The organism is Amycolatopsis anabasis, from assembly GCF_009765355.1.
Classification (GTDB): domain Bacteria; phylum Actinomycetota; class Actinomycetes; order Mycobacteriales; family Pseudonocardiaceae; genus Amycolatopsis; species Amycolatopsis anabasis.
Genome location: NZ_VTHK01000081.1, coordinates 16331 through 31635, shown reverse-complemented (window position 1 = coordinate 31635; position 15305 = coordinate 16331). Strand labels below are relative to the sequence as shown.

1 protein-coding gene is annotated in these 15305 nt (G+C 72.4%); it reads right to left on the bottom strand.

The annotated features are described in order from the left end of the window. Nucleotides 1-15304 (bottom strand): SDR family NAD(P)-dependent oxidoreductase (locus tag FXO23_RS46555; RefSeq protein ID WP_425484978.1); only part of this gene is annotated, 15304 nt, incomplete at its 3' end. Nucleotide 15305: the final 1 nt, after the last annotated feature.

Here is a 15305-nt window from a genome sequence, read left to right as displayed (position 1 = left end):
TCAACTGGTTCCGCAACTCCATCGCCGCCAGCGAATCGAAACCCAGCTCCTGGAACGCCCGATCCGGCTCGATCGACTCCGCCGACGCATGCCCCAGCACACCCGCCACCCGCGACCGCACCAGGTCCAGGAGCACGCGCTGCCGTTCGGCACCGCCCAGCCCGGCCAGGCGCTGTTCCAGGGTCGTCTCGGTGCTCGCGGCGGTCGCCGCGCGCCGGACGGCGGGCGCCAGGCCGCGCAGCAGCGCCGGAATCTCGCCTTCCCGGCTGCGCAATGCCGAGGGGTCGACCCGCACCGGCACGACCACCGGCCGATCGGCGGCCAGGCCCGCGTCGAACAACGCCAGCGCCGACTCCACCGGCAACGGCGGCAAACCCTGCGCACGCATCCGCTGCCGATCGATCTCGCCCAGGCCCTCACCCATTCCCGAGCCGGAGTCCCAGAGGCCGAAGGCCAGGGAGGTGGCGGGCAGTCCGTCCGCGTGCCGCTGGGCGGCGAGGGCGTCGAGGAACACGTTCGCCGCCGCGTAGTTCGCCTGCCCCGCCGCCAGCACCAGCCCACCGGCCGACGAGAACAACACGAACGCCGAAAGATCCAAACCACGCGTCAGCTCGTGCAGGTACCACGCGGCATCCGCCTTCGGGGCCAACACCGCGTCCACCCGCTCCGGGGAGAGCGCGCTCACCAGCCCGTTGTCACCGATACCGGCGGCGTGCACCACCGCGTCCAGGTCCGGTATCCGGGCGACCAACGCGGCCACGGCTTCCCGGTCCGCCACATCGCACGCCACAACCTCGACCTCGGCACCGGACTCGGCGAGTTCGGCCGCCAACTCGCCCGCGCCCGGTGCGTCCAAACCCCGGCGACTGGTCAACACCAACCGCCGCACACCGTGCACCGCCACCAGATGCCGCGCCACCAACGCACCCAGACCACCCGTACCACCGGTCACCAGAACGGTTCCCGTGGCGCCGAACACCGGGTTCGCCTCGGCGGCTGGCAGCCGCACCAGCCGCGGCAGGTGGACGCGTCCGGCCCGGATCGCGGCCTCGGGTTCCCCGGAAGCCACGACCGCGGGCAGCAGCGCACCGGCGCCCTCGTCGTCGGCATCGACCAGGACGAACCGGCCCGGGTTCTCCGCCTGCGCCGCCCGCACCAGGCCCCACACCGGCGCCTCGGCCAGCCGCACGGCCGCACCGGGCTCGGTGGCGACCGCGTTCCGGGTGAGCACCACCAGCCGGGATCCGGCGAACCGCTCGTCGGCCAGCCACCGCTGCACAGCCTCCAGGACCCGATGGAGCACCGAGCGCACCGCGTCCGGAACCTGATCCTCCGGCGCCGCGCATTCCAGCACCACGACCTCCGGCACCGCACCGGATTCGGGCACCTCGTCCCATTCCACAAAGGACTGTTGAGGAACCTCGCCGTGCGCGACCGGCTTCCAGTCGACGCCGTAGAGCGGGTCGCCCTGCCCACCGGCCCGCAACTGCTCCGGCGACACCGGACGACCCACCATCGAATCCACCGACAGGACCGGCTGCCCGGCCTCGTCGGCCACGGCGATCCGCAGCCCGCCGTCCGGAGCGGGGGCGAGACGCACCCGCACCGCGGCGGCGCCCACCGCGAACAGCGACACCCCGTTCCACGCGAACGGGATCACCGTGTCCCCGGAACCGCCTTCGCCGCCCAGCGTGGGGTGCATGGCGGCGTCCAGCAACGCCGGGTGCAACCCGAACCGCTCCGCGTCACCCCGCGCCCGCTCCGGCAACACCACCTCGGCGAACAACTCCGCACCACGCCGCCACACCGCACGCATGCCCCGGAACACCGGGCCGTAGCCGTAGCCCTGTTCGGCGAACCGCTCGTAGGCGCCCTCGACCGCTACGGCCTCCGCGCCGGCCGGGGGCCATTCGGTGAGTTCGAAGGAGGCCGCCGCGCCGGAACCGAGCACACCCTCGGCGTGCAGCGTCCACGCCGCGTCCGAGTTCTCCGCGCGGGAGAACACGTGCACCGACCGGCGGCCGGAGTCGTCACCGGCGTCCACCACGACCTGCACGGCGAGCCCGCCGCGTTCGGGCAACGTCAGCGGTGCCCGCAACGTGAGTTCTTCCACCACGTCGCAGCCGACCTGCTGCCCGGCCCGCAGCGCGAGTTCGACCAGTCCGGTGCCCGGCACCAGCACGCGGCCGAACACGGCGTGGTCGGCCAGCCAGGCGTGGGTGTGCAGCGACAACCGCCCGGTCAGCACGACTGCGTCCGAATCCGGCGACTGCACCACCGCGCTCAGCAGCGGATGCCCGGCGACGCCGAGTCCCGCCGCCGACGCGTCGCTCACACCGGTTCCGGCGTCGAGCCAGTAGCGGCGGCGCTGGAACGGGTAGGTGGGCAGGTCCACCCGGCGCGCGTTCGCCCCGGCGAACAGCACCGGCCAGTCGACCCGCACCCCGCGCACGAACACCCCGGCCAGCGCCTCCACCAGCGCCACCGCCTCGGGGCGATCCTTGCGCAGCCCGGCGACCACACCGACCTCGGCACCGGCCTCGGCCAGGCACTCCTGCGCCATCCCGGCCAGCACCCCGGCCGGCCCCAACTCCACGAACGTGGACACCCCGGCGCCGCGCAACGACTCGACACCCTCGGCGAATCGGACCGCGCGCCGAACATGATCCACCCAGTACCCGGGTGAACCCAGTTCCGCCGCGGTGGCCACCCGACCGGACACATTGGACACCAACGGAATCCGCGGCTCGCCGAAGGTCAGGCCCTCGGCCACCCGCCGGAACTCCGCCAGCATCGGCTCCATCAACGCCGAATGGAACGCATGCGACACCCGCAACCGCCGAGTCTTCCGGCCCTCGAAACGCTCCGCAACGGCCAGCACCGCGTCCTCGGCGCCGGACACCACCACCGAAGCCGGACCGTTCACCGCCGCGATCGACACCGAGTCGTCGAGCAGCGGCACCACTTCATCCTCGGTGGCCTGCACGGCCACCATCGCGCCGCCGGTCGGCAACGCCTGCATCAGGCGACCCCGCGCCGCCACCAGGGCGCAGGCGCTTTCCAGTGCGAGCACTCCGGCCACGTGCGCGGCGGCGAGTTCGCCGATCGAATGCCCCAGCAGGTAATCCGGCCGCACCCCGAACGACTCGAACAACCGGAACAACGCCACCTCGACCGCGAACAACCCCGCCTGCGCGTACTGCGTCTGGTGCACGGCCTCGGCGTCGGCGCCCCAGATCACCGCACGCAGCGGTTCCTCGAGGTGTTCGTCCAGTCCGGCGCACACCGCGTCGAACGCCTCCGCGAACACCGGGAACGCCTCGTACAGCTCCCGGCCCATACCCAGCCGCTGCGAACCCTGGCCGGAGAACAGCACGGCCAGGCCACCGGGCCGAGCGGTTCCGGTGCGGACTCCGGGTGCGGTCCCGCCCTGGGCCAGGGCGGTCAGCCCGCGGGTCAGCTCTTCCGCGTCCGTGCCGACGACGACCGCGCGGCGCTCCAGCGCCGACCGGGTGGTCGCCAGCGACCAGCCCACGTCCACCGGCGAGTGGCCCGGCACGAACGTGTTCAGCCGGTCGGCCTGCTCGGTCAGCGCCTCCGGTGTCTTCGCCGAGAGCACCCATGGCAGAACAGGCGGCGCCTGTCCGGCCGCGACCTCCGCCACCGGTTCCGGGGCCTGTTCGACCACGACGTGCGCGTTGGTGCCGCTGATCCCGAACGACGACACCGCGGCCCGCCGGGCCCGCCCGGTCTCCGGCCAGGCCCGGGTCTCGGTCAGCAGCTCCACGGCACCGGCCGACCAGTCCACGTGCGGGGACGGCTCGTCCAGGTGGAGGCTCTTCGGCAGCACGCCGTGCCGCATGGCCTGGACCATCTTGATGATTCCGGCCACTCCGGCGGCCGCCTGGGAATGGCCGATGTTCGACTTGATCGACCCCAGCCACAGCGGTTGTTCCCGGTCCTGGCCGTAGGTCGCGATCAGCGCCTGCGCCTCGATCGGGTCACCCAGAACCGTCCCGGTCCCGTGCGCCTCGACAGCGTCCACATCGGACAGTTCCAGCCCCGCGCTCGCCACCGCCTGCCGGATCACCCGCTGCTGCGACGGACCGTTCGGCGCGGTCAACCCGTTCGACGCGCCGTCCTGATTCACCGCCGAACCGCGCACCACACCAAGAACCTGATGCCCATTGCGCCGAGCATCGGACAGCCGCTCCACCAGCAGCACACCCACGCCCTCGGACCAGCCGACGCCGTCCGCCGAAGCGGAGAACGAGCGGCACCGCCCGTCCGGGGCCAGGCCGCGCTGCCGGGAGAACTCCACGAACGCCCCGGGCGTGGCCATGACCGTCACGCCACCGGCCAGCGCGAGCGAACACTCCCCCGACCGCAACGCCTGCGCCGCCAGGTGCAACGCCACCAGCGACGACGAACACGCCGTATCCACCGTCACCGCCGGGCCCTCCAGCCCGAAGGTGTACGAAACCCGGCCGGACAGCACGCTGGCCGACGTTCCGGTGCCCAGGTAGCCCTCGACGCCCTGCGGAACGCTGGTCAGGCGCGCGCTGTAGTCGGAGTACATCACCCCGGCGAAGACCCCGGTCCGGCTGCCGCGCAACGACTCCGGATCGATCCCCGCCCGCTCGAACGCCTCCCACGAAGTCTCCAGCAGCAACCGCTGCTGCGGATCCATCGCCAACGCCTCACGCGGCGAGATCCCGAAGAAAGCCGGATCGAACTCGGCGGCGTCGTGCAGGAAACCACCCTCACGCGCATACGACGTACCCGCGCGATCCGCGTCCGCGTCGTACAACCCGTCCAGATCCCAACCGCGATCGGTGGGGAACGCCGAGATTCCGTCGCCTCCGGCGAGTACGAAGTCCCACAGTTCGTCGGGCGAGGACACCCCGCCGGGATACCGGCAAGCCATGCCCACGATCGCGATCGGCTCGTCGTCCGCCGCCGTCGTCGCGACCGGACCGGCCACCTCGACCCGGTCGCCCACCAACTCCGAACGCACGAACTCCGCCAGCAGCAACGGGGTCGGGTAGTCGAAGATCAAGGTCGCGGGCAACCGCAACCCGGTCACCGAGTTCAACCGGTTCCGCAACTCCACCGCGGTCAACGAATCGAACCCGATCTCGCTGAACGCCCGCGAAACCGACACCGCCTCCGCACCCGCGAACCCCAGCACCACCGCGACTTCGGCGGCGATCGCGGCGACCACGGCCGCGGTCTGCTCCTCCGCGGTCAGCCCGGCCAGCCGCCGCGCCAGCGTGGTGTCCGCGGCCGCGCTGCCCGCGGAGTGGCGCCGCGCGGGGAGCCGGATCAGGCCGCGCAGCAGCGGCGGAACCTCGTCGCCGGTGAGCCGGTTCCGCAGGGCGAGCAGATCGAGGCCCACCGGCACGAGGTGTGCTTCGGCGGAACGCCAACCGATGTCGAACAGTTCGAGTCCCTGCTCGGCGGTGAGCGCGTGCACGCCGTCGCGGGCCATCCGGTTGAGATCGGCCTCGGTCAACTCCCCGGCCATGCCGCCGCTGTGTCCCCACAAACCCCACGCCAGCGAGGTCGCCACCAGGCCACGGCAACGCCGGTGCTGCGCGAGCGCGTCCAGGTAAGCGTTGGCAGCGGCGTAGTTCGCCTGACCGGCACTGCCGAACACTCCGGCCACCGAGGAGAACAGGACGAAGGCGGACAGGTCCAAGCCCGCGGTCAGCTCGTGCAGATTCCGCGCACCCTCGACCTTCGGCCGCAACACCGCCGCCAACCGCTCCGAAGACAACGACCCGACCAAACCGTCATCGACAATCCCGGCCGCATGCACCACACCGATCAACGGACGCTCATCCGGAATCCCGGCCAGCACACCCGCCAGCGCATCCCGATCCGCCACATCACACGCCGCCCACACCACCTCCGCACCCAGCCCGGCGAGTTCCGCGCTCAACTCCGCCGCACCCGGCGCCCCGTCCCCACGACGACTCACCAGCACCAACCGCCGCACACCGTGCTCGGCCACCACATGCCGCGCCACCAACGCACCCCACCCACCCCCAGCACCGGACCCCAGAACCGTGCCACCCGCGGCGAAGGAGACCTCGGCCGCGGGCTGCGCGAGTTCCCGCGCGCGGGCCAGCCGCGGGGCGAGCAAACGCCCGTCGCGCACCGCCACCTGCGGCTCGCCGGGAACGACGGGCACCGGACCGTCGGCGGCCGAATCCAGATCGACCAGGGCGAACCGGTCCGGATGCTCGGACTGCGCCGCCCGCACCAGACCCCACACCGCCGACGCACCGAGATCCGCGACGTCCTCCGCACGCCCGGCCGTCACCGCACCAGAGGTCACGAACACCAACCGCGCGTCACCGTCCGCCGCCAGCCACGCCTTGACCAGCTCAAGCACCTTCGCCGCGGTCTCGGCGGCACCCGCGTCGCCGCCGACCGGCACCGCCACCACTTCCGGCAGTTCGTCGCCCGCGGCCACCGCACCCAGCACGGTCTCCAGGTCGCGCGGCTCGGCGAAGATCGCGGGCTCGGCCGCGATGGGATCCCAGTCGACGCGGAACAGGGAGCGGTTCCGCGTGGTTTCCGCCGCGCGGATCTGGTCCGGGGCCACCGGCCGCAGCCGCAACGCGCCGACCGTGGCCACCGGCTGCCCGGTGGGATCGGCGAGGTCCAGCGCGATCGAGTCGGTGCCGGTGGGCGAAAGCCGGGCACGCAACGCGGAGGCGCCGGACGCGTGCAGGCTGACCCCGGTCCACGAGAACGGCAGTTGCCCACCGCCCTCGCCTTCCCCGGGCAACGCGGCGAGGGCGTGCAGGACCGCGTCGAACAGCGCGGGGTGCAGGCCGAACCGGCCGGCGTCGGCGTGTTCGGGCAGCGCGACCTCGGCGAAGATCTCCTCGCCGCGCTGCCACACGGCACGCAGCCCCTGGAAGAGCGGCCCGTAGCCGAATCCGGCCGCGGCGGCACGCCGGTAGACCTCGTCGACCGGCAGGGCCGCGGCTTCCTCCGGCGGCCAGGCCGCCAGTTCGACCGGGCTTTCCGGGCGGCCGGTGGCGAGGGTGCCGGTGGCGTGCAGGGTCCAGGGTTGCTCCCCGGCCGGGTCGTCGATCCGGGCGTGCAGGCTGAGGTTGTGCCGCCCCGATTCGTCCCCGGCGCCCACCGCGAGTTGCAGTTGGACGGCGCCTTCTTCGGGCACCAGCAGCGGCGCGTGCAGGGTCAGCTCCGCCACCTGCGTGCAGCCGATCTGGTCGGCGGCGTGCACGGCCATGTCCAGCAGCGCGGTGCCGGGCACCACGATCGCTCCGGCGACGACGTGCTCGGCCAGCCACTCGTGGGTGCGGACCGACACCCTGCCGGTGAGCACCACCTCATCGCGCTCGGCGAGCCGGACGGCCGCGCCGAGCAGCGGGTGCCCGGCCGCCGCCAGCCCCGCCGAAGCCACATCGCCCACGCTTCCGGCGGGTTCCTCGAGCCAGTACCGGCGCCGCTGGAACGCGTAGGTGGGCAGGTCGATCCGGCGCGCGCCGCTGCCGGAGAACCACGCCGCCCAGTCGACGGCGATGCCGTTCACGTGCAACCGGCCCAGTGCCTCCACCAGCGCACGCGCCTCGTCGCGGTCCCGCCGCAGCGCGGGCACCAGAACCGATTCGTCCAGGGATTCCTGGGCCAAGCCGGTGAGCACGCCGTCCGGACCGATCTCCAGGAACGCGGTCACGCCCCGCTCGGCCAGAGTACGAACCCCGTCGGCGAACCGGACGGCCTCGCGGACGTGGCGCACCCAGTACTCCGGCGAGGCCAGTTCCCCATCCAGCTGACCGGACACATTGGACACCACCGGAATCCGGGGTGCCTGATACTCCACCGAAGCCGCGACCTCGGCGAACTCGGCGAGCATCGGGTCCATCCGAGGTGAATGGAACGCATGCGACACCCGCAGGCGCTTCGTCTTGCGGCCCTCGGCCTCGAAGTGCTCGGCAACCCGGAGCGCGGCGCTTTCGTCACCGGAGACCACCACCGAAGCCGGGCCATTGATCGCGGCAATCGACACGGTGTCCTCGAGCAGCGGAGCCACGTCATCCTCGGTGGCCTGCACCGCCACCATCGCCCCACCGCTCGGCAACGCCTGCATCAAACGTCCCCGCGCTACCACCAAACGAGCCGCGTCGGCCAGCGAGAAGACATCGGCAACGTGCGCGGCCGCCAACTCACCAATCGAGTGACCGAGCAAGTAATCCGGGCGAACACCCCACGACTCCACGAGCCGGAACAACGCCACCTCAACGGCGAACAACCCCGGCTGCGTGTACCCGGTCTGATCGACCAGTTCCGAGTCCTCGCCCCAGATCACCTCGCGAAGTGAGCGATCCAGATGCCGATCCAACTCGGCACACACCTCATCGAACGCCTCGGCGAACACCGGGAACGCGGCATACAGCTCCCGGCCCATACCCAGCCGCTGCGAACCCTGACCCGAGAACAGGAAACCGAGCTGTCGTTCGGCGGCCACGCCCTCGACCAGCCCCTGGGCCGCTTCGCCACCGGACAGCGCGGCGAGACCGGCCAGCAGTTCGTCCTGGCCGGTGCCGACCACGACCGCGCGGCGCTCGAAGGACGCGCGCGTGGTCGCCAGCGAGAACGCGACATCCAGCGGTGCGGTGTCTCCGTCCACTCGGGACAGCAGTCGCGCGGCCTGCGCGCGCAGCGCCGCCTCGTCGTTTCCGGACACCAGCCAGGGCAGCACCGGCGGGTTCGGGGCCGCCGGGGTCGGTTCCGGCTCTTCGATCTGCTCGAGCACGACGTGCGCGTTCGTGCCGCTGATGCCGAAGGAGGACACCCCGGCCCGGCGTGGACGACCGTTCGCCTGCCACGGCCGTGCCTCGGTCAGCAACTCCACCGCACCCGAAGACCAATCGATGTGCGGCGACGGCTCGTCCACGTGCGGCGTACGCGGCAACGTCTCGTGCCGCATCGCCATCACCATCTTGATCACACCCGCCACCCCGGCGGCGGCCTGCGAATGGCCAAGGTTCGACTTGATCGACCCCAGCCACAACGGCTCATCCCGATCCTGACCGTAAGTCGCCAGCAACGCCTGCGCCTCGATCGGATCACCCAGAACCGTCCCGGTCCCATGCGCCTCCACGGCGTCCACATCGGACGGACGCAGGCCCGCATTCGCCAGCGCCTGCCGGATCACCCGCTGCTGCGACGGACCATTCGGCGCCGTCAGGCCGTTCGAAGCGCCGTCCTGGTTGATCGCCGTGCCCCGTACCACCGCCAGCACCGGATGACCGTTCTTCCGCGCATCGGAAAGCCGCTCGACCAGCAGCACGCCCACGCCCTCGGACCAGCCGGTGCCGTCCGCGGCCGCGGCGAACGACTTGCACCGGCCGTCGCGGGCCAGGCCGCGCTGGCGGCTGAAGTCCACGAACGTGCCCGGGGTGGACATGACCGTCACCCCGCCCGCGAGCGCGAGACCGCATTCGCCCGACCGCAGCGCCTGGACCGCCCAGTGCAGCGCCACCAGCGACGACGAACACGCGGTGTCCACCGTCACCGCCGGACCCTCCAGCCCGAAGGCGTACGAAACCCGGCCGGAGGCGACACTGCCCGCGTTCCCGGTGCCGAGGTACCCCTCGACGCCTTCCGGGAACGCCCGCAGCCGCGCGGCGTAGTCGTGGTACATGACGCCGGTGAACACGCCGGTGCGGCTGCCGCGCACCGTTGCGGGGTCGATGCCCGCGCGTTCGAACGCCTCCCACGAAGTCTCCAGCAGCAACCGCTGCTGCGGATCCATCGCCACCGCCTCACGCGGCGAGATCCCGAAGAAAGCCGGATCGAACTCGGCGGCGTCGTGCAGGAAACCACCCTCACGCGCATACGACGTACCCGCACGATCGGCGTCCGCGTCGTACAACCCGTCCAGATCCCAGCCGCGGTTGACCGGGAACTCGGTGATGCCGTCGCGGCCGGAGAACACCAATTCCCACAGGTCCTCGGGCGAAGTGACCCCGCCCGGGTAGCGGCAGGCCATCCCGACGATCGCGATCGGCTCGCCGTCCGCCGCCGTCGTCGCGACCGGACCGGCCACCTCGGCTTGCTCGCCCACCAGTTCCGCGCGGAGGAACTCGGCCAGCACCGCCGGGGTCGGGTAGTCGAAGATCAAGGTCGCGGGCAACCGCAACCCGGTCACCGAGTTCAACCGGTTGCGCAACTCCACCGCGGTCAACGAATCGAACCCGATCTCGCTGAACGCCCGCGAAGCCGACACCGCCTCCGCACCCGCGAACCCGAGCACCACCGCCACCTGGGTGCGCACGAGATCGAGGAGCACCTTGCCCTGCTCGCCTTCGGGCAGCCCGTGCAGGTCACCGGCGAGCGAGGACCCGCTCCCCGGTTCGGCCGTCACCGCGCGGCGGGCCGGGACCCGGATGAGGTTCCGGAGCAGCGGTGGAACCGTGTCGCCGGTGAGCCGGTTCCGCAGGGCGGTGACGTCCAGCCCGGCCGGGACGAGGAACGGCTCGGCCGAACGCCACCCGATGTCGAACAGCTCCAGGCCCTCGTCGGCGGTCAGCGGGACGACGCCGTCGCGGGCCATCCGGTTGAGATCGGCCTCGGACAGCTCCCCGGCCATCCCGCCGCTGTGCCCCCACAAACCCCACGCCAACGAGGTCGCCACCAGGCCACGGCAACGCCGGTGCTGCGCCAGCGCGTCCAGGAAAGCGTTGGCAGCGGCGTAATTCGCCTGACCCGCGCCGCCGAAGACCCCGGCCGCCGACGAGAACAGGACGAAGGCGGACAGGTCCAAGCCCGCGGTCAGCTCGTGCAGATTCCACGCACCCTCGACCTTCGGCCGCAACACCGCGAACAACCGCTCCGAAGACAACGACCCGACCAAACCGTCATCCACAATCCCGGCCGCATGCACCACACCGGTCAACGGACGCTCATCCGGAACCGCGGCCAGCACACCCGCCAGCGCATCCCGATCCGCCACATCACACGCCGCCCACACCACCTCCGCACCCAGCCCGGCGAGTTCCGCGCTCAACTCCGCCGCACCCGGTGCCCGATCGCCGCGCCGACTGATCAGCACCACATGCCGCACACCGTGCTCGGCCACCACATGCCGCGCCACCAACGCACCCAAACCACCACCAGCACCGGTCACCAGAACCGTGCCACCCGCGGCGAAGGAGACCTCGGCCGCGGGCTGCGCGAGTTCCCGCGCCCGCACCAGCCGGGGCACGAGCGCCCGGCCACCGCGCACCGCCACCTGCGGTTCGGAGCCCACCACGATCGGCGCCGATTCGGCGTCCACGTCGACCAGGGTGAAGCGGTCCGGGTGCTCGGACTGCGCCGCCCGCACCAGACCCCACACCGCCGACGCGCCGAGATCGGTCACCTCCGCGTCGGCGGAAACCGCCACCGCGCCCCGCGTCACGAACACCAACCGCGAATCCCGGTCCGCGGCCAGCCACGCCTTGACCAGCTCAAGCACCCGAGCCGTCGTCGCCTCGGCACCCGCGGCGCCGTTGACCGACACCGCCACCACATCGGGCAGTTCGTCGCCCGCGGCCACCGAACCCAGCACGGCCGCCAGCTCGCGCGGTTCCGGAACGTCCACAGTGGACGTCGTGGTCGCGGTGTCCCAGTCCACCCGGAACAGGTTGCGGTGCGCCCGGCCCTTCGCCCCGTCCAGTTGCTGCGCCGTCACCGGCCGCAGGACCAGCGCGTCCACCGAGGCGACCGGCGCTCCCGAGCCGTCGGCGACCGCGATGGCCACCGCGTCGCCGCTCGCCGCGGACAGCCGGACCCGCAACGACGACGCTCCCGAGGCGAACAGCCGGACGCCGGTCCACGCGAACGGCAGCCGCCCGCCGCCCGCACCGCCGGACGGCTCCAGGCCCATCGCGTGCAGTGCGGCGTCGAGCAGGCCCGGGTGCAGCCCGAACCGGGCCGCGTCCGCGCGGGCGCCCTCGGGCAGGGCGACCTCGGCGAAGATCTCGTCCCCGCGCCGCCACGCCGCCCGCAGCCCCTGGAACACCGGGCCGTAGCCGAATCCGGATTCGGTGAGCCGATCGTAGAACCCGTCCAGCTCGAGCCGCCGCGCGCCTTCGGGCGGCCACACGGACAGATCAGTTCCCTCGCCGGAAGTGGCGGTGGCCAGGACACCGGTCGCGTGCCGGGTCCACTCACCTTCGAAGCCGTCCTCCTCGCGGGAGTACACGGTCACGGTCCGGCGGCCGGTCCCGTCCGGGACACCCACCGACAGCTGGACCTGGACCGCGCTGTCGGCGCCCAGCACCAGCGGCGCCTCGAGCGTCAGCTCCTCGACCAGATCGCAGCCGACCTGATCCCCCGCGCGGACCGCGAGCTCCACGAACGCCGTGCCGGGCAGCAGAACCGAGCCCAGGATCGCGTGGTCGGCCAGCCACGGATGGCTCCGCAGCGAGATCCGGCCGAGCAGCACCACGCCCTCGGCGTCGGCCAGCGACACCGCCGCGCCCAGCAGCGGGTGCTCGGCCGAGCGCAGCCCCGCGGCGGACAGGTCGCCCAGTTCCTCGGCGGGCGCTTCCAGCCAGAACTCGCGGTGGTCGAAGGCGTACGGCGGCAGGTCCACGCGCCGTGCGCCGGAACCGGCGTAGAACTTCCGCCAGTCCGGCGAAACGCCGCGCACGTGCAGTTCGCCGATCGCGCGGAGCAGCGCGGGGACCTCCGGGGTGCCGCCGCGCAGCGCGGGCACGAACGCCACCTCGTCGGCGCCCGGTTCGTCCAGGCAGTCCGGTCCCATTCCGGACAGCACACCGCCCGGGCCGAGTTCGAGCAGGGAGGTGACGCCCTGGGCCTGCAGGGTGCGGATGCCGTCGCGGAACCGCACGGCCCGGCGCACGTGGTCGACCCAGTACCCCGGCGAGCACAGCTGCTCGGCGGTGGCGACCTCGCCGGTCACGTTCGACACGATCGGGATCCGCGGCGGTTCGAACGACACCCGCTCGGCGGCGCGCCGGAACTCGGCGAGCATCGCGTCCATCCGCGGCGAGTGGAACGCGTGGCTGACCCGCAACCGCTTGGTCTTGCGCCCCTCGGCCGCGAAGTGCTCGGCAATACGCGACACCGCGTCCTCGTCACCGGACACCACCACCGACGCCGGACCGTTGACCGCCGCGATCGACACGGTCTCGTCCAGCAACGGCGCGACCTCGTCCTCCGAGGCTTGCAGCGACACCATCGCCCCACCGGACGGCAACGCCTGCATCAACCGGCCGCGGGCGGCGACCAGCGCGCAGGCGTCGGGCAGGGACAGCACGCCCGAGACGTGCGCGGCGGTCAGTTCCCCGATCGAATGGCCCAGCAACAGCTTCGGCAGCACACCCCAGTGCTCGACCAGCCGGAACAGCGCGACCTCCACCGCGAACAACCCGGCCTGGGCGTACGCGGTCTGGTTCGCCAGTTCCTCGTCCGCGCCCCAGACGACTTCCCGGACCGGGCGGTCGAGGTGCAGATCCAGATGTGCGCACACGTCGTCGAACGCGGCCGCGAACACCGGATAGGTCGCGTGGAGCTCCCGGCCCATGCCGAGCCGTTGCGAGCCCTGCCCGGAGAACTGGATCGCGAACCGCCCGCCGCCCTTGGCGCCGCGAACCACCTCGGGCGCCGGTTCGCCCTCGGCGAGCGCGCGCAGTGCGCGCCGGAAGTCCTCGCGGTTCGCGGCGGCCACCACCGCGCGGTGGTTCAACGCCGCCCGGGTCGTGGCGAGCGAGAACCCCACGTCCACCGGATCCAGCTCCGGATGCTCGTCCAGGTAACCGGCGAGCCGGTCCGCCTGTCCGCGCAGGCCGTTCTCGGTCTGCCCGGAGACCGGCCACGCCACGATCGGGGAGCTCACCGTGACCGGTTCGCGTTCCGCGGCGCCGACCGGCGGGGCCTGCTCCACGATCGCGTGCGCGTTGGTGCCGCTGACCCCGAACGAGGACACCCCGGCCCGCCGGGGCCGGCCGGTGTCGGGCCACGGCATCGCCTCGGTCAGCAGGCGCACCGATCCCGCGGTCCAGTCCACCTGCGGCGTCGGCTCGGTCACGTGCAGGGTCTTCGGCAGCAGACCGTGCTGGGTGGCCAGCACCATCTTGATCACCCCGGCGACCCCGGCGGCGCCCTGGGCGTGGCCCACATTGGACTTGAGCGAGCCGAGCCACAGCGGGTGGTCCTCGGACCGGCCCTGGCCGTAGGTGGCCAGGACGGCCTGGGCTTCGATCGGGTCGCCGAGCACGGTGCCCGTCCCGTGCGCCTCCACGGCGTCCACATCGGACGGTGACAGCCCGGCGTTGGACAGGGCCTGCTTGATGACCCGCTGCTGCGACGGGCCGTTCGGCGCGGTGAGCCCGCTGCTGGCGCCGTCCTGGTTGACCCCGGTGCCGCGCACCACGGCGAGCACCGGATGACCGTTGCGGCGCGCGTCGGACAGGCGCTCCACCAGCACCATGCCCACGCCTTCGGACCAGCCGGTGCCGTCCGCGTAGGCCGAGAACGCCTTGCACCGCCCGTTGGCGGCGAGCCCGCGCTGGCGGCTGAACGCCACGAACGCCGCCGGGCTGGCCATCACGGTCACCCCGCCGGCGAGCGCCATCGAGCAGTCGCCCTGCCGCAGCGCCTGGCAGGCCAGGTGCAGCGCCACCAGCGAGGAGGAGCACGCGGTGTCCACGGTCACCGCCGGGCCTTCCAGCCCGAAGGTGTAAGACAACCGGCCGGACGCGACCGCGCCCGCGTTGCCGGTCAGCAGGTGGCCCTCGGTGCCCTCGGGCGCCTTCCGCAGCCGGGTGGCGTAGTCGTGGTAGGACAGTCCGACGAAGACACCGCACCGGTTGCCCCGCAGCGAATGCGGATCGATCCCGGCCCGTTCGAACGATTCCCACGAGGTTTCCAGCAGCAGCCGCTGCTGTGGGTCCATCGCCAGCGCCTCGCGCGGGCTGATCCCGAACAGTTCCGGGTCGAACGATCCGGCGTCGTGCAGGAAGCCGCCCTCGCGGCTGTAGCTGGTGCCCTCGTGATCGGGATCGTCGTTATAGAGCGAGTCCAGGTCCCAGCCGCGGTTCACCGGGAACTCGGTGATCGCGTCGCGCTCGCCGACCACCAGATCCCACAGGTCCTCCGGGGAACGCACGCCGCCCGGCAGGCGGCACGCCATCGCCACGATGGCGATCGGCTCGCGCGCGGCGGCGGTCAGTTCCTGGTTCTGCTTGCGCAGCCGCTCGGCCTCCTTCATGGAGGTCCGCAGCGCTTCGAGAACCTTGTCGTTGGACAGA